The sequence below is a fragment of the Adlercreutzia sp. St.1H8 genome, assembly GCF_059728655.1.
On the sequence record NZ_AP039376.1, the window covers coordinates 1,672,387 to 1,694,282 of the forward strand.

The window sequence follows — 21,896 nt, forward strand, 5'->3', positions numbered from 1 at the left end:
GTGGAGATTACGCTGGCCGAGAAGCGAGACGACAGCCTCATACGCGAGCTGACCGCGCTCTGGCGCGCCTCGGTAGAGGCCATCCACGACTTCCTCGGCCCCGCCGACGTGGAACGCATCGCCGAGTATGTGCCCAACGCCCTGCGCGAGGTTCCGCTCCTGGCTGTGGCCCGCGACGCAGGCGGTGGCGCGCTTGGCTTCGCAGGGGCGGATGGCCGCAGGCTCGAGATGCTCTTCGTCGCCCCCGAGGCGCGTGGACGCGGCGTCGGCACGGCGCTGCTCGCGCACGCCGTGCTCACGTGGGGCACGCGCCTCGTGGACGTAAACGAGCAGAACCCCGCCGCCCGCGGCTTCTACGAGCACCGGGGCTTCCGCGTCATCGGCCGCTCCGAGCTCGACGCTCAGGGCGACCCCTATCCCCTGCTTCACCTGGAGCTGGCCGACGATACGACGGGCGCCGACGGCGGCAGCCCCCAGGCCGCCGGCGCGCAGCCCGCGACCCAGGCGAAGGAGAGCGCAGGCGGAAAGGGGGCCGACGCCGCGGCGAACACGGGCGCGGGCGCGAAAGAAGGCGCCCCATGGCCGTGCGCCCTCGAGACCGAGCGGCTCATCCTGCGCCCCTGGCGCGATGAAGATGCGGCAGACCTCTTCCGCGTAGCGCGCGACTCCCGTGTGGGACCCATCGCCGGATGGCCGCCCCATGCGCGCGTCGAGGAAAGCCTCGAGGTCATCCGCACCGTATTCTCCGCGCCCGAGACCTTCGCCGTCACCCTGCGCGAGGACGGTCATGCCATCGGGTGCGTCGGCCTGCTGTTCGGCGACGCCGGCACCGAGCCCCTGTCCGCCGACGAGGCCGAGGTGGGCTACTGGATCGGCGTGCCCTGGCAGGGGCGCGGCCTCATCCCCGAGGCGGTGCGAGCCGTCGAGCGCCGCGCGTTCGAGAGCCTGGGAGTCAGCGCGCTCTGGTGCAGCTACGACACGGGCAACCAGCCATCACGCCGCGTCGCGGAGAAGTGCGGCTTCGTGCCGCACCACGTGACCGAGGGGATCCCCAACGATCTCATGGGCGGCGTGCGCGACGTCTGCTTCACGCGCCTCGACCGCGAGGACTGGCACGCCACACAGGCAGCAGAGAAATCCTAGCGAACGGGCCGTCAGACAGGCGGCACGCCCGCACACCGCCGTGGCCGCCGAGGCTCGCGGGCCATGCGCGGGCGACCGCACGACGCCAGAGCCGCCGAAGCTCGCGCCAGCACCCGGGCGGCTGAAGGCCTGGAGGGCATCGACGCCCAGGAGCGCGAACCACGCGCGGCTCCTCGCAGAATGTTTCACGTGAAACATTCGTTTGTCCCACCCCGCGCGCCACCGGCGCCGAACGTGACAAGGCGTCTTCCCCGCCCAACGCGCGCAGGGTGTTTCACGTGAAACATTCGTTCCCTTCAAAAATACCCGAACCGATGTTTCACGTGAAACATTCTCTCGCCGCCACGGCGTCCGCCGCCATGCCGTCCGCCGCCGCGGCGCCCTCGCGCGGCCGAGACGCCAGCGGCCTCCGCTTCTCCGGTGCCCTCGCGCAATCCGCACCCGCCCTTGGCGCTCCCTCACGCGACCGCGGTCGCCGCTTCGCCATCAGGCGCTAGCGCCCCTGGCCGCTGTGGTCGATCGTCTTGGCGAGGGGGTGCTGCTTGAGGAAGAGCATCAGCACAAGGCCCGCCAGCATGAGGGGGACGAACCAGAGGAACAGCGGCACGAGGGCCTCGGAGTAGCCCTGCGCGACGGCGGCCTGGGCTGCGGCGGGCAGATGGTCGACGGCGCTCGGCGTGAGCGAGGCCAGCGAGAGGTTGTCCGCCTGCGGCAACTTCCCCGCCAGATCGGCCGTCAGGCGTGCGGTGAACAGCGCTCCGACGAGCGACGTTCCCACCGACGAGCCGATCTGACGGAAGAAGTTCTCAGCCGCCGTGGCCGTGCCCACCATGGCGTGGGGAAACTCGTTCTGCACCACGAGCACGAGAATCTGCAGCCCCAGGCCGATGCCCGTCCCCAGCACGAGCAGGTAGGCCACCGCCACTCCTATCGGCTGCCCCACCTGCAAGGTAGACAGCAGCCCGAACCCGAGCGCGCTCACCGCGCACATGGCGATGGGCATCCACTTGTAGCGGCCCGTCCGCGAGGCCAGCCAGCCGGTGACCGTGGTGGCCACGACGATCCCCGCGCTCATGGCCGTGCACACGAGGCCGGCCGCCTCGGGTGAGAGGTTCGCCACGATCTGGAAGTACGTCGGCAGGTAGTTGACCGACCCGATGAAGCCGATGTTGAGCAGCAGCCCCGTCACCGAGCACAGCACGAAGTTGCGGTTGGAGAACACCGCCAGGGGAAGCAGCGGCTCGCGCGCCCGACGCTCAGCCGCCACGAACGCGCCTGCGCCCGCGGCCGCCAGGGCCAGCAGCCCCGCGATCTGCCAGCTCACCCAGGGGAAGCGGACGCCGCCCCAGGCCAAACCCAGCACGAGCGAGGTCACGGCCACGGTGAGCGCCGCCATACCGGCAGCGTCAAGCGGGCCTGCCTCGCGGCGCGGCTCGCGCGGCAGGCACCGCGCCAGCACCACGATGGCGAGCAGGGCCAACGGCACCGTGAACCAGAAGATCCATCGCCATCCCGTCACCTGCACGAACCAGCCGCCCAGAAGCGGTCCGAGCACGTTCGACACGGCGAAGACCGAGCCCATCACGCCCATGTAGGTGCCCAGCTTGCGCGGCGGCACCACATCGGCGATAGCCGCCTGAGACAAGATGATGAGGCCGCCCCCGCCGAGCCCCGAGACGCATCGTCCGGCGATGAGCAGCGTCATGTCGGCGGCCACGCCGCAGAGGCACTTACCCGCCGCGTACAACCCGAGCGCCCCCATGAGCAGGCGCTTGCGACCGTGCAGGTCGCCGAGCTTGCCGTAGATGGGCATGGTGATGGTAGACGTGAGAATGTAGGCGGTGGAGACCCACTGCATCATCTCGACGCCGCCAAGGTCGCCCACGATGGTGGGCAGCGCCGTCGCCGCGATGGTCTCGGAGAGCGAGCTGATGAACATGGCGAGCATAAGCCCGAAGAACACGAGCGCCAGCCGCCCACCCGCTACCGGCGCCGCGCCCGCAGAGGCGGCCACGCCTGCGGGAGCCCCCGCACCTGGGGCCGCCGAGCTCGCAGGGGCCGTTGCGCCTGGGGCCGACGCGCGAGTGGGGGCCGCGCCCGGGGCCTCCGCGCCCGCAGAGGCCGCCGCGACCTCGGGGGCCGCCGCGCTCGCCCCGCCGAGGCGCACCGCGTCGTGCGCGCCGTCCGCCTGCCGTGCCTTCGCCATAGCATCCGCCTTCCCGTCGCACCACGTCATCCCCTTGATTCTAGCGACGCGGGCCGCCGGCCCTGGCTGCGGAGCCCCGGCGCATACCAACCCGTTGCGCCCCCGTCATCAGCGAATGCCTCCGCGTCCCCGTAATTATCCTCTTATGAATATTATTCTCATTGTGATACAATCACCTCACGCCTGGATCCACCCTCGTCACCCGTCGTGCAGCGGGCCGGGGGACTCATATCGGTTGCACCGGGTACGTCGAGGTGGCGCGCGACGTATCGCCTCATGCGAAGGAGTGCGCCATGGGCACCATCAGGGCCGTCTGCACGAGCGAGACCAAGGGAATCCAGAAGAGCGAGCGAGAGCGCGTCGAGCTGCGCCCGGACTGGGGCATCGGCGACGACGCCCATGCGGGCGCGTGGCACCGCCAGGTGAGCCTGCTCGCCTACGAGAAAGTCGCCGACTTTAAGGCGCGCGGCGCCGACGTCGACAACGGCGCGTTCGGCGAGAACCTCGTCGTGGAGGGCATCGACCTGCGCAATCTCCCCCTCGGCACGCGCCTGCGCTCCGGCGAGGTGGAGCTCGAGCTCACCCAGATTGGCAAGGAGTGCCACGCACGCTGCGCCATCTACCACCAGATGGGCGACTGCATCATGCCGCGCGAGGGCGTCTTCTGCCGCGTCATCACCGGCGGCACCCTCGCCCCGGGCGATCCGCTCGACGTCATCTAGCGCGCCCGCCACGCCGCCGCGGCGGCGCGGCGGGCGCATCACCTGCCGCGCTGTCGTCCGCGCCGCGCATCCACCACGGCCAACAGCCCCCTCCGGGTGGGAAAACGCCCGGATTATGACAAGCATTGACGGGTTTGCAACGTCCACAGGCGCATTTCCGCCCAAATCGAGAGGTCTTCCGCCTCGCCGGAAAGAAGCGACCTGGGAAAACGCCAACACCCGCCACGCTCCCGTGAAAGCAGAGGTTGCAAACTCCTCATCGCTTGCCACAAAACGGGCGTTTTCCTGCCCAGTCCGGCGAACGCCCCCTGCTCCTCCCGTCCGACCCGGCGACAGGGGGGGGGCGTGCCCGCACCCGCCCCCTCCTGCATCCCGCCTGGCACGCCCTCGTGCGACGCGAGCGCGGGCGTGCCCGACCTAGCCCACCAGCTTCGAGGACTCCACCTGCTCGACGTACCATGCCATGAACCGCGCAAGCGGCCGGCGCAGTACAAGCCCGATGAGCGCAGCCGGCACCACGAACAGCATGAGCTGCCCCATCTGCACCCAGTAGTCGGCGCCGTAGGTGCCCATCATGGCCGCGCGCATGGCGTTCACCACGTGGGTGGCCGGCAGCCAGGGGCTGAGCGCCTGCACGAACCCGGGCAGCAGCTGCAGCGGGAACGAGCCGCCGCAGCCAGTCACCTGCACGATGAGCAGCAGCACCGCCATCGCCTTGCCCAGGTTGGCGAAGGCGGCCACCAGCGCGTAGATGAGGAAGGTGAACACAAGCCCCGCCGTCCAGAAGCACAGCATCAGCAGCCAGGGGTGGGCTGCCTGCACCTGCAGGAAGAAGAGGTTGCCCAGCCCCATGAGGGTGGTCTGCGCGAGCGACAGCAGCGCCATCACGCCGAAACGGCCGAGGAACAGCTGGCGGGGCTTGGGGTCGCGCAGGTCGGCCTGGTCGCGCGCCGACACCGTGGGCTTGACCACCACCAGGATGAGCAACGAGCCGATGAACAGGGCGAGCGTCGTGTAGAGCGGCGCCATGGCCGACCCGAAGTTCTCGGCCGGGAACACCGCCACGCGCTCCACCGCCACGGGGGCCGCCAGGGCGGAGGAGAGCGCCTGGGCGTCGGCGTTGAGCACGTCGCGCAGGGCCTGGGGGTCACCCGCGGCGAGGGCAGCGTCCACGGCATCGGCCATCTCGCGCAGCTGGGAGGCGGCGCCCGCCAGCCCGGCAGCGGCCTCGTCGATCTTGGCCGAGGCGGCGTCGAGCGACTCCCCCGCCGACCCGGCTGAGGCGGCAAGCTCGCCTCCGGCGGCGTCGAGCTTGCCGAGGGCCGTCTCCAGCCCGTCGGCCAGGGTGGCCGAGTCCGCGGCCAGCTGGTCGAGCTCGGGCCCCAGGTGCTCGTCGAAGTCGGCCTTCAGCGCGTCGATGCGATCACGGGCCTCGGCAGCCTGCTGGCGCGCAGCCTCGCGGTCGGCCTGGGCCGCGGCGTCGCCCGCCTCCAGCTTGTCGGCGGCCGCGCGCAGATTGCCCTGCATCGACACGACCAGCTCGGCCACGGCGTCCATCCCCTGCGCCGCGTGCTCCAGGGCCGCCTGCTCGGCCTCGGGGGCGCCGGCGGCCAGCTCGCGCAGGTGCACGGCCAGGTCGCGGTAGGCGCCCACCTGGGCGTCGAGGGCCTGAGCCCGCTCGCGCAGGTGCGCGGCGCTCGTGGCCGTGGATCCCGACATCGCGTCGAACACCCCGTCCACCGACCCCGCGGCCGCGTCGAAGGCCGCGGAGCTGGCCGCCAGCGCGTCGGAGAGCCCCGTGCCCGACGAACGCAGCGCGTTGGCGGCTGTGCGCGCCGCGGCGATGCCCTGGCCCGCGGCGTCCGACGCCCCGTCGATGCCCGCGCGCGCCGAGGCCGCCAGCGCAGCCGACCCGTCCACCAAGTCGCGAGCCGTCTGGGCCAGCGACGAGTAGAGCCCCAGCACCGACGAGGCCCGCTCGGCCGAGTCGGCCAGGCCCCGCGCGTGGTCGGCCAGATCCGCCACGCGCCCGTCGAGGTCCCCCTCGTCGGCCAGGCGCGAGAACGACTCCGCCACGCCGAGGGCCACCTCCGAGAGCGTCTCGGCGAACACCTCGTTCACCTGGTAGGACACTGTGTCGGCCCCGCGGTCGGTGATCTTGGGCGCGATGGCGCTCTTCTTCTCGTTGGCGTAGTAGATGATCTTGGCGTGCTCGGAGTCCTCGGCGTAGAAGGTCAGCATGTCGCGGCTGAACTCCGGCGGGATCACCACTGCCGCGTAGTAGCGGCCCGAGCGCGCGCCGTCCACGGCATCGTCCTCAGTAGTGATGACCCAGTCTATCTGGTCGTTCGCCCGCAGCGCGCTCACCACCTGCTCGCCCACGTTCACCCGCAGGGGCACCAGATCGCTCTGGTAGCCCTCATCGGCGTTGGCCACGGCCACGGTGAGGTTGCCCGTGTTGTCGAAGACGTTCCAGCAGGCGATGACGTTGTACCAGGCGAAGATGGAGGGCATCACCACCAGGCCTGCGGCGATGATGACGGACACCACGTTGGCGAACAGCCGGCGGCAGTCGTCGCGGAAGATGCGCGCGATGTTATTCACGGCGATCCTCCTCTCGGCGCGCTGCGTCCTCGCGCGGGGCCGCCCCCTCGCCACGCAGCATGGCCGCGCCCCAGCGGGCCGGGGCGTCGGGGACCGCAGGCGCGGCGGCGGGCACGGGCGCAGGCGGGACGGCTTCCCCGCCCGTCACCGAGCCGCGCTCGGCGCAGAGCCCCAGCAGCTGGTCGTCGGAGAGCGCGCCCAGGCGCAGCTGGCGCTCGAAGCTGCACCGCAGGCTCTCCACCACCACCAAAAACACGAAGAGCACGGCGATGAACCCAAGCCAGAACGTGAGCACCCACACCTTCTCCGCCGGGGTGAGCGCCAGCACCACGGCCAACGCCGCCGGCACCGCCACGCCCACCACCACCGCACCGCGGATGAGCCGCGGGTACCAGCGGCGGAATCGCTCGTAGCGATCCTCCAGCTGCGCGCGGTACACGTCGCGGTCAGCCAGGACGCGCACCACCTGTGAGAACCGGTAGGGGCGCCGCGGCACCTCCACCCGCTCGCCGTTGAACAGCCCGCCGGCGCGCACCTGGTCGGCCACCATGAGGTTCACGTTGGCCATGAGCGGGCGCACCAGCAGCCCGAACGCCATGAACGCGACGAAGAACAGGGCCAGCATGGCCAGGTCGCCGGCGTACTGGGTGCCGTAGAAGCCGAAGATGGCCTCGCGCATGGCGCCGATGCCGTAGGTGAAGGGGAAGAACGGGTAGATGGCCTGGAAGAACCCCGAGGTCATCTCGATGGGATAGAGCCCCGTGGCGCCGGGGATCTGGGCGAACACGAGCACGACGCAGATGCCCTTGCCGATGTGCTGGAGCGTCACCGATAGCGCGTAGATGATGCTCAGGTACGAAAGCGACGTGACCGCCGCGGCGAAGAACAGAGCCGGCGCATTGACCGCCTGCACCCCGATGGCGAGCACCCCCGCGCAGCAGATGAGCGCCTGGAGCACCGCCATGGAGGCCAGCAGCAAAAAGCGCCCGAGGTAGCGCTGGGCCAGGGTGAGGCCGGGGATGCCCTCGGCGTCTACCTCCTGCTTCATGATGACCAGCAGCATGAAGGCGCCGATCCAGAAGGTGAGGTTCATGAACAGCGGCGCCATGGCCGAGCCGTAGGCGTTGAGCGGGTAGAGCTGCTCGGTGACCAGGTCCGTGGGCGACCCCATGAAGTCGGCGATCTTGGAGGCGTCGAGCCCTTCGATACCGAACAAGCGCATGATCAGGTCGGACTGCCCGACAGCCATCACGTCGGTGCGTACGAGGGTCATCTCCTCCTGGAGGCCGGCTAGGAGGCCGTCGGTCTGGGACACCGCGTCGGCGGCCGCGTCCAAGGTGGACACGGGCTGGGCCAGCGAGCCCTTGGCCTGGTCGATGACGAGCTGCTGGCCCGACACGGCGCTCGAGAGCGCCGCGGAGGCCTCGGAGAGCGACGAGAGCGCCCCCTGCACCGCCGGCAGCGTGGTGCCGAAGAGCGCGTCGGAGTAGCCGCCGGCCTGAGTAGTGGCCGCGTCAACGGCCTGGCCGAGGGCGGCCGAGGCCGAGGCGGCCGCGGAGGACACGGAGCCGGCCTCGGCGTTGAGGTCGCCCAGCGCCCCGAGGGCCTGGCGCGCGTCGGCGTTGCGGCGGTCGAGCTCGTCCACCGCAGCCACGAGCGGCGCGCGACGCGGATCGTCCTCGGGCAGCGCCTCGGCGGCGGCGCGCAGCTGGGCGGCCAGGGCCTCGGCGCGCTCGACGGCGGCGCTGCCTTGGCCGATGGTGGCGCCGATGCCCTCCTGGGCGCCGGCCACGGCCTCGTTCAGGTTCCTCACGGCCCCGTCAGCGCGGGCCGCGGCCTGGGAGATGCCGGTGAGCCCCTGGCCCACGGCCGGCATGGCCGCCGACGCGAAGGCGCCCAGCCCCTCCTGGGTACGCGCCGTCAGATCCCCCACGGCGGCGAGTGATCGCGCGGCGGCGTCCACGGACGTCCGCGCCTGGTCGAGCTCGGCGCGGGCGGCATCGGCGCGCTCCCGGGCCTGGGAGGTGGCCTCGGACACCCGGCCGAGGGCCTCGCGCGCACCGGCCACGGCGGCCTCGGCTTCGGCGAGCTTGCCCGCCGCGCTGTCGCGGGAGGCGCCCACCGCCTCCTGGGAGCGGTCGTAGGCCTCGTCCACGGAGTCGGCCACCACGTCGCTCACCGTGGAGACGAAGGTGGAGTTGATGGTCTCGTCTAAGGTGGTGGCGCCCGCATCGGTGATCTTAGGGGCCACCGGCCCCGCCTTCTCGTTGACATAGTAGGAGATGGCGGGCTGGGTGAAGTCGCCGGTGGTCAGCGTGAGCAGGTCGGCGGTGAAGTCGGGGGGAATGACGAAGGCGGCGTAGGCCTGGCCGGAGTCCAGCTGGGCCATGGCGTCGTCATAATCGGTGAAGTCCCATTTGAGCTGGTCGTTCTCGTGCAGCTTCTCCACGATCATGTCCCCGACGTGCAGCTCGCCGGTCAGCTCGGACGAGCCCCCCTCATCCTGGTTGACCACGCACACGCGCAGGTTGCCCGTGTTGTCGTAGGGATTCCAGAAGCCGATGACGTTGTACCAGGTGTAGACGGAGGGAAGCACGAGCAGCGCCACGACCACCACCAGGGCAGGAGGCGTCTTGAGGAGGCGCAGGAGGTCGCGCTTGAGCACGCGCCCGATATTGCCCATGGATGCCCACCCCTCTCCTCGATGCCGACGTTCGAAGGGGTCATAATACCCCACTTGTGGTATAAAACGCAACCGTCCCTTCGTATGGGAACCGCAGCGAAAGGACTGCCCGGCGCACGGCCCAACGGCAGGCGTCGCGCAGCCCGCGCGAGCGGAGGGCGCGCCGCTCAACGCTCGCGCGGGGCGGACGAGTGTTTCACGTGAAACACTCGCGCCCGACGACCCGACGGCCCGGCGAACCCGCGAGCGCAAGTCCTCGACCCGGCAAGTCCCCCAACCCGGCCATCCGAGGGCCTGACGGACGCAGAGCAGACGACCCGGGCGCCCGGACGAGCCGGTGGGCACGAGCCCCGCGAGCCGAACAGGCTGCCGTCCTGCGCGAGCGGAAGGCGCGCCGCCCAACGCTCGCGCGGGGCGGACGAGTGTTTCACGTGAAACACTCGCGCCCGACGACCCGACGGCCCGGCGAACCCGCGAGCCAGCGCACCGGAAGCGCGGCCCCGAGCCGGCGAGCCCCGCGAGCCGACAGCCCGGCGAGCCTCGCGGCTCGGGCCAAACGCGAGCCCCGCGAGCGGCGCGTCGGCGGGCGCGGGCTCTGCGGCCCGGGCGAACCGCCGGATGCCCGTCAGTCGGCCCGAACCGGCGGGCGGGACCCTGCGGGCGCGAGCCGGGCGTGCGCTTACCTTCCCCCTCAATTATCGCGCGCAATCGGGAGCGGGCAAGTCACGGTTACATGACCGATGGGGCCGGTGAGCGATCCGCAGCGCTACGCTTCTCCGCGGGGGTGCGGACGCGTCCCCTCCGCCGTCTGAAAGGAAGCGCCCCATGGCCAAGCCCGCATCGTCCCTCCCGCGCCCCGCCCGCGCGCTGCTCATCGCGCTCGGTGTCATCGTCGCCCTCGGCGTCGTGACCGTGATCGGCGTCAACGGCTACGTGCGCGTCGCCTTCGCCCCCTTCTACGAGCGCGCCGAGCGCGCCTTTCCCATCCCCGGCGCGGGCGTAGGCTTCGTCTGCCAGGACCTCGACTGCCTCGACGACGGCCAGACCTGGCTCTTCAGCGGCTACCAGGCCGACGGCTCGCCCTCGCCGCTCTACCGTCGCGCGGCCGACGGCAGCGTCACGCGCGTGTTCCTGCGCCTTCCCGACGGCAGCCTCTACGACGGCCACGGCTCGGCGGTGACGAGCGCAGAGGGGCGCGTCTACGTGGCCTGCGAGGGCGGCTATCTCGTCACCGACGAGGCCTCCGTCGCCGACGCGCCCGATGATCAGGCAGTGCCCGTGCTCGGGCGCGTGGAGCTGGGGTTCTCCCCCTCGTTCATGAACGTGGAGGGCGAGATCATGTATGCCGGCGCGTTCTACCACCCCGGCGACTACGAGACGCCGGCCAGCTGGCGCATGACCACGCCCGACGGCACCGAGAACCCCTCGCTCATGTTCGCGTTCCCCGCCGACCCGGCCGCGCAGTGGGGCTTCGCCGCCGAGCCGGCGGCGGCCTACTCCATCCCGGGGATGATCCAGGGGGTGTGCGCCACGCCTGACGGCGGCATCGTGCTCTCGCAGTCGTTCGGCCTGGCCACGTCGCACCTGCTTGTCTACGACGCCGCCTCGCTCGAGCCCGACGGCACGCTTTCCGCCACGGCGCTGGCGGACGGGAGGGAATCCGACGGCGCCGCGGACGGAGGCGCCGCAAGCGGAAGCGCCGGCGCTGCGGGCGCGCCCGACCCCCTCGCAGACGTGCCGCTCTACTGCCTGGACGGGCGCTCGCTCGTCGAGGACGTGGCTGCGCCGCCCATGACCGAGGGCATCGAGTCCCACGGCGGCCTCGTCTACGTGAGCGAGGAATCCGCCAGCGACAAGTACCACTTCGGCAAGCTCTACGGCGCCGGTCAGATCTACGCGCTGGCCCTGTAGCGGGTCGCGCCGAGAGACCGCCTGAGGCCGCGCCACGGCGCCTCGCCCCGAGGCCGCCTGCCGCCGCGCCCGAAACCGCAGAGGGAGCCCTCCGCGACGCGAGCCGCCGGCCCGCCCGAGGCCGGCCGGGCGCTCCCCGCGACACGGTCCAGCGGCCCTTAGGGCAGCAGGTCGTAGGGCATCTGGCGCACGAGGGCGTAGAACAGCGCCGCCAGGGGCACGCCGGCGAACGGCCACGCCAGCACCGCGCCCAGCACCACCAGGCGCCCGACGTAGAACAGCGCCCGGCGCCACCCTCGGCGCGGGCGCGTCTCGCAGGTCATCCGCACGAACCCGCCGCCGAGGGTGCGCCCGGCGCGCAGGGCCGGTACCACGCCCTCCACCACCACGAGCACGACCGCGCCCAGAAGGAGCATCCAGCGATGGTCGCCGAGCGGGCCGGGAAGCTCGCCCAAGCTGACGCCGGCGGCCGAGGCGGCCACCTGCACGCCGGACACCAGCACCAGCCACGCCACGCCCATCAACAGGGAGTCGAGCCACAAGGCCACCGCCCGCCGCACGAAGCCCGGCTCATCAGTCACCGGCACAGGCCCCGCCTCGTCAGCCGGCGGCAGCACCCGCGCCGCCACGACGGCGAGCAGCCAGCCGACGAGGGCGCCGGCCGTGTTGTAGATGAGATCGTCCACGTCGAAGGTGCGGTAGGCATAGGCGTAGATGCCGAACACGCCGGTGAGCTGGGCCGTCTCCACCAGGAGCGACACGGCCAGCCCCGCCAGCGCGGTGCGCGCCAGGCCCCAGCGAAACAGGCGCCCCGCGATGAACCCGAGGGGTACGAAGAAGACGACGTTGGCGAGAATCTGGGGCAGGGCCGCCACCCCCTCCCGCCGTAGGTCGCCCACGAAGGCGAGCGGGTTGAGCTGCGGCGGGATGCCGTAGGTGATGCCAGGGCCGGAGTCGCCCGAGGGCAGCGGGTAGAGCGTCAGGCACACGAGCCCCAGCCCGTAGAGGACGGTCAGGTAGGCGCCGACGGCCGTTCCCAGCCGCAGCCGCCCGTCCCGATGGTAGAGGTAGGCCAGGATGGGCAGCGTGAGCGCCAGCGACATGAAGGGCCACAGGCCCAAAGCCACGGCGAAGTTCTCGCTGTAGCTTCCCAAGAAGCGCTTGACCATGCCCATGAGGCCCTCCTCGCCCTCGCCGACGCGACCAGGCGCGAACGCCCGGCCGCGAGCCAGCATAGCAGCCCCCGCGAGACGCGGGAGAAAGATGACGAAGACGTAAGGGATGAGGAAGGCCCGGGCCCAGGACGCGGCGGGAACGCGCTGCCGGGCGATTTGGCAGCGGGAGGCGATCCGCGCGCAGGGCGTCCCGTCGCGCGGATCGGCGGCGAAGCGCGGCGGCGGACTGGGGCAGGAGCGAGGAGCAGCGATGCCTGGCGTCGAGCCCGAGGGAGGGCCCGGCGCCCGGGACGCGGCGACGCGAGCCTCGGAAGCCGGAGATCGCCCTCACGCGGCCTGGCGACGGGGAGCGCGAAGCGGGCTGGCGCAGGAGGCGACGGCCGACGCCCCCGGGGGCAGGGCGCACGCTCGCGTGAGTGAGCGGCGAGAAGCGCGCGGCGGGCTGGCACGGAGCGCAGGGTCGACGGCCGACGCGTGCCCCGGAGGCGCCGGGCACGCGCTCACGCGGCTCGGCGACGGGAAGCGCACGGCGGGCCGACGCATGCCCCCAGGCGCGCGGGGCCTAGCGCGCGGCAGCAGCCGACGCCGGGCGCGGGGCCTAGCGCGCGACCCGCGCCGCCCGCTCGCGGCGCATCCGCCTTGCGTAGCGCACGGCCACCGCCAGGCCGGCCAGGGCCACGACGCAGGCGAGCGCCTCGGCCGCCGCGAACCCGGCAGACGCCGCGTCGACGGCCAGCGCGCCCGCACCCGCTGTCGCCAGCGCCGCCACGCGCGCCTCCACCGCCGCCATCACGCCGATGTAGGTGGCCGGCCCCACGCAGGCCGCCAGCTGCACGGAGGTGGACATGAGCGCCACGCCATGGGGGTTCTGGTCGTCGGGCAGCGTCCTCAGCCCCGCCGTCTGCGCGGGCGAGAGCAGCAGGCCCGACCCGGCGTAGCCGGCGAACACGCCGGCCATCACCGCGGCAAGCGATCCCACCAGGGCCCCGGCCGCCGCCGCGGCCAGCCCCGCAGCCGCAATCGCGAACCCGACGGGCAAAAGCGGCCACTCGCCGCGGCGGTCCATCACGCGGCCGCCCCACACCGTAGCCCCCGCGTTGCAGAGCACCGGCCCGAGCAGAAGGCCTCCCGCCGCCGCGGCCGACATGCCCCCGGCGCCCTCCAGGTACAGCGGCACCATCACGCTCAGCGAGAACGACGTCATCATCGCCACCACCACGAGCACGGCCGCCGGGCGAAACGCCGGGCTGCGCAGCGGCTCCAGGCTCACGAGCGGATGCGCGCAGCGCCGCGAGCGCCGCACGAAGGCCGCCACGGCCAGCGCCGCCGCCACGAGCGCCGCCCCGCCGCGCGCCGGTGCGAGCGCCACCTCGGACAGCCCGAAGGAGAGCGCCACCAGGCCCGCCGCGGCCAGCGCCGCCGACGGCGCGTCGAGCCGCACCTCAGGCGACGACTCCCCGCCGCGCACCACCGTCCAGCCAGCTGCAGCCAGAAGCGCGGCGCCCGCGAGCGGCACGAGAAAGACGCTGCGCCACCCCAGCCCGCTCACCATAAACCCCGTCACCACCGGCGCGAGCGCCGGCCCGAGCGTGATCATCGAGCTGCCGAGGGCCAGGTAGGTGCCCATCGACGCCCGCGGCAGGCGCGAGACGATCACGTTCATCACGAGGGGGATGAAGATGCCGGTGCCCACAGCCTGCACGAGCCGCGCGGCCACGAGCGCCGCGAACCCCGGCGCCACCAGGCCGCCGAGCGACCCGGCGAAGCTTAAGCCCGCCGCAGCCAGGAACAGCCGTCGCACGGCGAAGCGCCGGTAGAGGAACGCCATGCAGGTCACCACCACGGTGACCGCGATCATGTAGCCGGTGACCAGCCACTGGGCCGTCACCGACCCGACGCCGTACTCCCCCATGATGGGGACGAGCGCCATGTTCACCAGGTTCTCGTTGAATCCAGCCAGAAACCCGCTGCCGTAGAGCACCGCCAGCAGCGGCGCGAGGGAGCTGCCCGCCATGAGCCGCCATCCTTTCCGTATCGCCTTCGAGGGGGACGCGACGGCCCAGCACGAGGCGGGGCGGCCGCGGGCAGCGTAGATATTACTGGGCGCGAGTGCCGGTAACCGCGTTCTGCATCGCGCAGTCTAGCACAACGCCGCTCCCCTTACGAAAGTGTCACCGCCATGCAAGCAACTTCGATGGCCCGGCGGCAGGCAGGCGCCTACCATGGGGGCAGACCAAAGGGAAGGACCTCCGATGCACCTCAAGCTCGCGCTGCGCAACGTGCGCCGCTCCGTCGCCGACTACTCCGTCTACTTCGCCACGCTCACCTTCGCGGCATGCCTCCTCTACGCCTTCACGTCGTCGACCGACTACCTGCTCGCCCTCGACCTCACGCCCGACCAACGCGCCATCTACGAAAAAGCCGGCGGCGCGATGCAGGCGTTCTCGACGTTCACCGTGCTCGTGTTCGCCTTCCTCATCACCTACGCCAATCGCTTCATCCTGCGGCGCCGCTCGCACGAGTTCGGAACCTACGCGCTGCTCGGGATGGGCGGCGGGGAGATGGCGGTCATCCTGGCGCTCGAGGGAACCCTGGTGGGCGCGGGGGCCCTCGCCGCGGGCCTCGCGCTGGGCTGCGCGGCCTCTCCCCTCTTCGGCGCCGCGGCGGCCTTCGTGTTCGGCGTGCCGTGGAAGCCGGTGCTGACCTGGTCGCCGGACGCGGCGCTCTGGACGGCGGGTTCCTTCGCCGCCGTCATGGCGCTGGCCACGCTGCTCGGCATGAGGACGATGCGCCAGAAGTCCCTCGGCGAGCTCATGGGCGCCGCCCGGCGCCCCGACCAACCGCGCGGGCTCGGCCGCCTGACCGGCCGCGCGCAGCTCATCGTGGGGATCGCGCTGCTCGCGTTCGTCTGGGGCACCTGCCTGCTGCAGCCGGCCCTCTTCGTCGGGCTCATGCTCCCCTATGGCGTGGTCGCGGTGCTCGGCACGGGCCTGATCTTCCGCTACACGGCCACGCGCCTACCCGACTTCCTGCGCCGACGCTGCCCCAACTGGTACTGGACGAGCCTGCACAGCTTCACGCTGCGCCAGGTGGAGGCCCGGGTGTGCGCGAGCTCCAACGCCATGGCCTGCGTATGCGCGCTCGTCGCCGTGGCCGTGTGCATGATCACGACGGGGCTCGCCTTCAGCGTCGGCCTGCGCGAGAGCCCGCTCGGCAGCGGCGAGACGCTCGCCCCCGTCGCCTACGCGGGCATCTTCTACGGCGCGACGTTCCTCGTGACCGCCGCGGCCGTGCTCGCGCTCCAGCAGCTCTCCGAGGCGGCCGACAGCCTTTCGCGCTACCGGCTCCTCGACGACCTGGGCGCCCCGCGCGCGATGCGCGTCACCGCCGTGCGCGCCCAGGTGGGCGTCTACTTCGTCGCGCCGATCGCCTTCGCGCTCGTCCACGACGCCTTCGGGATGCTGCTCGTGCTGTTCCTCTCCCTCGCGCTCGGCGCCACCCAGCTCACCGCCATCATCGGCGGCACCGTTGGCGGCACCCTGGCGCTCATGGGGGCCTACTACCTCATCACCGCGCGCCAGTGCGTGCGCATGCTGGGGCGCTAGACGCGCCACGAGGCCTCGGGCGGGCGGGCCGGCGCGGCGGCCAGGGCAGCGCCCCAACCGCAAAGCGCGGCGGCCTCAGGGCCTCGACCCCGAGGCTCCCCCCGGAGCCGGAGCCCTGCTCACCAGCACGATCATCGCCACCATGAGCGCCAGACCCGCCCCGTCGGCGGCGCTCACGACGGTGCCGAGCCAGAGCGCCGCCAACGCCGTGGCGCTCGCCGGCTCCACGGCGCCGAGCAGGCCGCCCGCCACCGGCCCCACCGTCGCCACGCCCGTCAGATAGAGCCCGAAGGCGACGAAGGTGCCCAGCACGCCCACCCCCGCCACGAGCACCAAAGCACCCGTCGCGTCGAGCGCAGGCAGCGACGGCGGCGCGCCCCACAGGCCCCCCAGCGCCCATACGACCAGGCTCACGGCGGCGCTCGCCATCATGCCGCACCCCACGACGGGCAGGCTCCCGAACCGCGCGTAAAGCCGCTTCGGATACATGATATAGAAGGTCACTGATAACGCGTTCACCAAGCCCCAGGCCAGGCCGTCCGGAGGCAGCTGCAGCGCGCCTGGGTTGCCCTGGGTGGCGATGAGCCACGTAGCCGCCAGCGCGCACGCGAGCCCCGCGGCATCGCCCAGGCGCGGCAGTGCCCGGCGGCGCGCGCAGGCGAGGAGCATGATGAGGACGACGGCCAGGCTCTGGAGCACCGTCGCCGTGCCGGCGTTGGTGGCCCCCACCGACGCGGCAAACGTGAACTGGCTGAGGAAGAGCGCCACGCCGAAGAGGGCCGTGCCGCGCCGGGCCGCGCCGTCGCGCAGGATGGCCGCCACGGCCGCGCGATAGCGCGCGGCCAGCAGCACGACGAACAGCGCCGCGGCCGTCAGGGCGCGCGCGGCGGTGACGAAGGTCGGCGTGACGCCGTAGCCGTCCAGGAGGAACTGGGCACACGCGCCCGAGACGCCCCAGAGCGACGCCCCCGCCAGCGCGCACACGAGCCCGCGCGCCCGTTCGGCCTTCCGCTCAGCCACGTCTCCCCCCTTTCCCCGCCGCACCCGGCGGCTCGTCTCTCGGGCACCCGCCAGGACCCCCGACAAGGCGCTCGCCCTCACTCCCGCAGGCGCGCGACCTCGCTCGCCTGGATCCCACGCGCATCGTTGGCGCCGGCGTCGCGAAGCTGCGCCCGCAACGATGCCCGATTATCCCACGACGCCCTCCGCCAGAGACGGAAAACGCCAGCCGAAGACTCCGAGGGGGCAAGGCCGAGAGGCGAAGGCGCGCAGGCAGCGGGATGCGAAAAGACGGAAAGCGCCAGAGGGCCTTGGCAGGCGATCGCGACTTTGCAGTGCGTCTCCCGTCGCCTCCGCACGCGCCCAAGGGCCCGGCAACCGCGCGCCGCCGCGGCAAGAGCCCGGTCACGCCCGAATGCAAGCCCGCGGCAAGGAGAATGCGCCGAGCATCCGACCGACTCGGCGTCGACTAGCGCGTCGGCCGCCTGCGAACAAGGGCGAAGGCCCGCAGAGACACGCGGAAGAAGGGGCTGCGCAAGGCCAAAGCCAGCCAGGGGACGAGTCCGCGAATGCAGCGGGCCTACTCGGCCTCACCGCGTTCTCGGGCGCGGCGGGCCTACTCAGCCCCACCGCGTTCTCGGGCGCGACGGGCGCGACGCTCGGCCAGGCGCTCGCGGGCCGCCTCGCCGCGGGCCTCGGTGATGGCGCGCCGCCCGGCACGCCCGCCGGCTACCCTTCCGCCGCTCCGCGTTCCGCTCGCCGCAGCCGCATCGCCCGCGCTGGTCGCGCCGCTCGACGCGGATGTTTCACGTGAAACATCTGTTCCGCCCTTGCGCGCCGCGCTTCCCACGCCCGCGCTCCCCAATCCGTCACGAGGAATGGCCGACGCGCGCGATGTGCGCACCACGCTGCTCGTCCCCGTCGTCCGCCCTCGCGCGTAGCTCGCCCGGCCGGCCTCCCCCGCCTTCGCGCCAGACGCGCCCGCGCCAGCGCCCCGCGCCCCTGCGCCCGACTTCCGCCCTCCGCTTTCCCGTGTTTCACGTGAAACACTTGTTCCCTTATCGCACGACATTGCGACACCGGCGCCGACCCCTGCGCCCGCGTCAGTCCCGGCGCCCGCCGCCTCCCCGGCTTCCCCCACCAGCTCGGCCAGGTAGCGCGCCACGGGAGCCAGCAGGTTATCGCGCTCGTCGAGCTTGAAGTGGCGCACGGGCAGCGTGAGCTTGCGGCGATCGGCCACATAGCGGCCGCCGGCACGGTGCAGCGGCGTGAGCGCCTCGCGCGGCAGCGCGATGGGCTCCACCACCAGCTTACCGCCCGTCACCGACACCACGCGAATGCCGTGCTCGGCCGCGAAGGCCCGGATGCGCGCCTTCGCCATGAGGTTGCGCGCGGCAGCCGGCATATCGGGCCGCTTCGCCTCCAAGTCGGCCTCGAGGGCGTCCACGGCCCCCACGGTCCCCGCCGAGGCGATGCGGCGGTACCACAGAACGCGCTCGTCGGCATCGGGGAGGTACTCCTCGGGCAGGTAGGTGTGCCCCGGCACGTTCACCGTGATGTCCGACAGCGCCGGCGGCAGCCCGTCCACCGCGCCGTCGCCCTCGCGCGTGGCGGCCACGGCCTGGGCGAGCATCTGCGCGAACAGGTCGAAGCCCACTGCCGACATGTTGCCGGACTGTTCGGCGCCAAGCAGGCTGCCCGCGCCGCGTATCTCCAGGTCGCGCATGGCGATGCGCATGCCGCTGCCGAGGTCTTGGTGCTCGTCGATGGCCGTCAGGCGCGCCATGGCCTCCTCGGTGAGCGGCACGTTCTCGGGGAACATGAAGTAGGCGTACGCCTGGGCCGACGAGCGTCCCACGCGGCCCTTGAGCTGGTACATCTGCGCCAGCCCCAGGCGCTGTGCGTCCTCGATGATGAGCGTGTTGGTGTGCGGGTTGTCGATGCCGCTCTCGATGATGGTGGTGGCCACCAGCACGTCGAGCTCACCGGCGGCGAACTCCTCCATCACGCGCTCGAGCTCCTCCTTCGACATCTGCCCGTGAGCCACGCCCACCCGCGCCTCGCCGGCGGCAGCATGCACGCGCGCCACCGCGTCGTCGATGGAGCGCACGCGGTTGGACACGTAGTACACCTGCCCGTCACGCGCCAGCTCAAAGCGGATGGCGGCGCTCACCACGTCGGGATCCCACTCGCCCACGTGCACCTTCACAGGCCGCCGCTCGTCAGGCGGCGTGAGGATGAGGCTCATGTCGCGCACCCCCGACAGCGACATCTGCATGGTGCGCGGGATGGGCGTGGCCGACAGCGTCAGCACGTCGATGGACTCGCGCAGGTTCTTCAGCTGCTCCTTGTGCCCCACGCCGAAGCGCTGCTCCTCGTCGATGATGACCAGCCCCAGGTCATGGGGGTTCACGTCACGCGAGAGCAGGCGGTGCGTGCCCACGAGCACCTGCACCGTCCCCTCCGCGAAGCCCTTGAGGGCCGCGGCCTGCTGCTCGGGCGTGCGGAAGCGCGAGAGCACCTCCACGTCCACGCCGAAGGGCTCGAAGCGCTCGCGGAAGTTGACGTAGTGCTGCTGCGCGAGGATGGTGGTGGGGCACAGCACCATCACCTGCTTGCCGTCTTGGGTAGCCTTGAACGCCGCGCGCAGGGCCACCTCGGTCTTGCCGAAGCCCACATCGCCGCAGATGAGGCGGTCCATCGGCTTGGACGAGGCCATGTCGGCCTTCACGTCGGCGATGGCCGAGAGCTGGTCGGGCGTCTCGGTGTAGGGGAACGCCTCCTCCATCTCGCGCTGGGCCGGCGTGTCGGCGCCGAAGCGGTAGCCCTGGGTGGCGGCGCGGCGCGCGTAGACATCCACCAGATCGAAGGCGAGCTTCTTCGTCGCCTTGCGCGCCTTGGCGAGCGCACGCGACCAGTCGGAGGTGTTGAGCCTGGTCAGCCGCGGACTCGCCCCCTCAGGCCCCACATAGCGCGTCACGCGGTCGAGCTGCTCCACCGGCACGAACAGCTTATCGCCCTCGGCGTACTCGAGCAGCAGGTAGTCACGCTCGGTGCCATCCACCTCTCGACGCACGAGATCCTTGAACAGCGCGACGCCATGGGCGGCATGCACCACGTAGTCGCCCGGCTTGTAAGGGAAGGTGATCTCGGTGATGTCCACGGCACGCCGCTCCCGGGCGGCCGTCTGGGCGCCCTGGGTGTCGGAAAGCGCGATGAGGGCCAGGCGCGCCCTGGGAATGATCATCCCCAGGGGAACGTCCACGTCCACGATGTTGACCACCCCGCGCCGCAGCCGTCGGCGCGCGACGGCCCCGCCGTGTGCGTCGGCCTCCCCCGCTCCGAGCCCCTCGTCGCCCACGCGCCGCTCGGGCGCGTCAAGCACCCGACGCGCCGGCGCGCCGGTTCTGCCCACGGCCTCGGCCTCCTCCGCGCCCGGGACGCCCGCCGCGACGTCCCCGTCGGGCCCCGCCTCGCCAAGGGCCAGGTCAAGCCGCTCCTGGATGGGCAGGCCGCGATCGACGAGCGCGAGCTTCATGTCCTCACGCGCGCGGTAGTTCGGCACGCTGAACACCACCGTGTAGTCGGCCTGGACGAGGCTCGTGAGCCTGCCGAACAGCTTGTCCGGCGCGCCCGCCACGTCCGCGCGCTTCACAGGCAGCTCATCGTCGATGGCGCCGCCCACGCGCATGATGGACACGTAGGTGGCGCGCAGCTCGTCGCCGAAGTCGAGGGCCGTCGGCTCGGCGTAGAGCCCCGCCAGCGCGATGCCCGTCCCCTTCGCCCGCGCCGCCAGCTCCTCGTAGGCATGGGCCGCATCGTCGAAGAGCGAGCGCGGCTCCACGAGCACGGTGAGCGTGCCGGGGGCCGCGTAGTCGCCGAGCGTGACGGTGCGCTTGGTCAGGTAGGGCAGCACCGCGTCAACGTCGTCGAAGCGCAGGCCGCCCTCGAGGTTCTCCAGGATGGCGCGCAGGGCCGGGTTGGTGAGCGCCGGAGTCTCGAGGGCGCGGCGCGCCCGGCGCAGCACAGCCTCGGTGACGGGAAGCTCCGACACCGGGTAGATTGCCACCTCGCCGAGGGCCTGGATGGTCTGCCCCGTGGAAGGCACGATGCGCCGGATCTCGTCCACCTCGTCGCCGAAGAAGTCGAGCCGCACCGGATAGACCAGGTTGCCCGGAAACACGTCGATGGTGCCGCCGCGCACGGCGAAGGTGCCCGGCCCGTCCAGCTCTCCGGTGTTGGCGTAGCCACGGGCCTCGAGTGCGCGGGCCACGTCCCCCATCTCCTCCACGCCCGGGTTGCCAGCCTCCGCCAGCTCCTCCCCCGCGCGGAAGACGAGCGGATCGGCGATGTGCTCGGCAGCCGGCAGCAGACAGCGCGAAAGCGCCCGGGCGCTTGCCACCACCACGCAGGGCCGCCCCGCCTGCAGGGCATGGGCCGCCTCCATGCGGCGGGCCACCTGGCGCGGGTCGGCCGGCTTGGGCGCGAAGGGGTGGTCGGTGCGCTCGGGAAAGCGCAGCACGCGCTCGTCCCCCACGTAGGCGGCCACGTTGCGCGCGAAGGCGACGGCCGCGTCCTCGCCGGCCACCACGACGAGCGTCGGCTGAGGACGATGGGCGAAGCGCGCGGCCACGAGGAAGGGACGCGCCGAGGCAGCCACCCCCAGCGTCGCGTCCTCGCCCGCGTCGAGCTTGCCCCAGAACGCGTCCAGGCAGCCGGACCTCTCCAGCGCGAACGTGAGCGAGTCGATGAGCATGGCGCCCTCCTTAGAGCCCGCAGCCCCTCGGCGGGCTCGGCACGCGCGGGGGCGCCCCGCAACGAGCCGAGCTGCCGAGCCAGACGCCCGGG

Annotated in this window: 11 protein-coding genes; 4 read left to right on the top strand and 7 right to left on the bottom strand. The window is 72.3% G+C overall.

Annotated elements, in window-relative coordinates:
* A complete protein-coding gene (locus AC6I0Y_RS06500) occupies window positions 1–1,143 on the top strand; it encodes a GNAT family N-acetyltransferase (RefSeq protein ID WP_497730240.1) in 1,143 nt (380 codons plus the stop codon).
* Window positions 1,144–1,636: 493 nt separating this feature from the next.
* On the opposite strand, the gene AC6I0Y_RS06505 is transcribed toward AC6I0Y_RS06500, so the two are convergent.
* Entirely contained in the window at window positions 1,637–3,349 is a 1,713-nt protein-coding gene (locus AC6I0Y_RS06505) for an MDR family MFS transporter (RefSeq protein ID WP_497730242.1), read from the bottom strand.
* Window positions 3,350–3,642: 293 nt separating this feature from the next.
* On the opposite strand from AC6I0Y_RS06505, the gene AC6I0Y_RS06510 reads away from it, so the two are divergent.
* Window positions 3,643–4,071, top strand: a complete 429-nt coding sequence (locus AC6I0Y_RS06510) for an MOSC domain-containing protein (RefSeq protein ID WP_497730244.1) — start codon at window positions 3,643–3,645, stop codon at window positions 4,069–4,071.
* A gap of 417 nt (window positions 4,072–4,488) precedes the next feature.
* Here AC6I0Y_RS06510 and AC6I0Y_RS06515 read toward each other — a convergent pair whose 3' ends face one another.
* Both AC6I0Y_RS06515 and AC6I0Y_RS06520 read right to left on the bottom strand, forming a co-directional pair.
* Complete coding sequence (locus AC6I0Y_RS06515) at window positions 4,489–6,675, bottom strand: YhgE/Pip domain-containing protein (RefSeq protein ID WP_497730246.1); 2,187 nt, start codon at window positions 6,673–6,675, stop codon at window positions 4,489–4,491.
* A complete protein-coding gene (locus tag AC6I0Y_RS06520) occupies window positions 6,668–9,358 on the bottom strand; it encodes a YhgE/Pip domain-containing protein (protein WP_497730248.1) in 2,691 nt (896 codons plus the stop codon). The genes AC6I0Y_RS06515 and AC6I0Y_RS06520 overlap by 8 nt, the downstream gene beginning before the upstream one ends.
* An 825-nt stretch (window positions 9,359–10,183) precedes the next feature.
* Between AC6I0Y_RS06520 and AC6I0Y_RS06525 the strand changes: the two genes are divergently transcribed.
* Window positions 10,184–11,269, top strand: a complete 1,086-nt coding sequence (locus AC6I0Y_RS06525) for a hypothetical protein (RefSeq protein WP_497730249.1) — start codon at window positions 10,184–10,186, stop codon at window positions 11,267–11,269.
* 158 nt (window positions 11,270–11,427) lie between these two features.
* On the opposite strand, the gene AC6I0Y_RS06530 is transcribed toward AC6I0Y_RS06525, so the two are convergent.
* Together AC6I0Y_RS06530 and AC6I0Y_RS06535 are read right to left on the bottom strand one after the other, a co-directional pair.
* Window positions 11,428–12,444: a VanZ family protein gene (locus AC6I0Y_RS06530; protein ID WP_497730251.1), complete on the bottom strand. Its 1,017-nt coding sequence runs from the start codon at window positions 12,442–12,444 to the stop codon at window positions 11,428–11,430.
* Between the two features lie 598 nt (window positions 12,445–13,042).
* Window positions 13,043–14,458, bottom strand: coding sequence for an MFS transporter (locus tag AC6I0Y_RS06535; protein ID WP_497730253.1), 1,416 nt, complete (start codon window positions 14,456–14,458; stop codon window positions 13,043–13,045).
* A gap of 238 nt (window positions 14,459–14,696) precedes the next feature.
* On the opposite strand from AC6I0Y_RS06535, the gene AC6I0Y_RS06540 reads away from it, so the two are divergent.
* Window positions 14,697–16,049 (top strand): FtsX-like permease family protein, encoded by a 1,353-nt coding sequence (locus AC6I0Y_RS06540; protein ID WP_497730255.1) that lies wholly within the window; start codon window positions 14,697–14,699, stop codon window positions 16,047–16,049.
* Window positions 16,050–16,124: 75 nt separating this feature from the next.
* On the opposite strand, the gene AC6I0Y_RS06545 is transcribed toward AC6I0Y_RS06540, so the two are convergent.
* Complete coding sequence (locus AC6I0Y_RS06545; protein ID WP_497730256.1) at window positions 16,125–17,069, bottom strand: EamA family transporter; 945 nt, start codon at window positions 17,067–17,069, stop codon at window positions 16,125–16,127.
* Window positions 17,070–17,664: 595 nt separating this feature from the next.
* Entirely contained in the window at window positions 17,665–21,804 is a 4,140-nt protein-coding gene (gene mfd / locus AC6I0Y_RS06550) for a transcription-repair coupling factor (protein WP_497730258.1), read from the bottom strand.
* Between the last annotated feature and the right edge of the window lie 92 nt (window positions 21,805–21,896).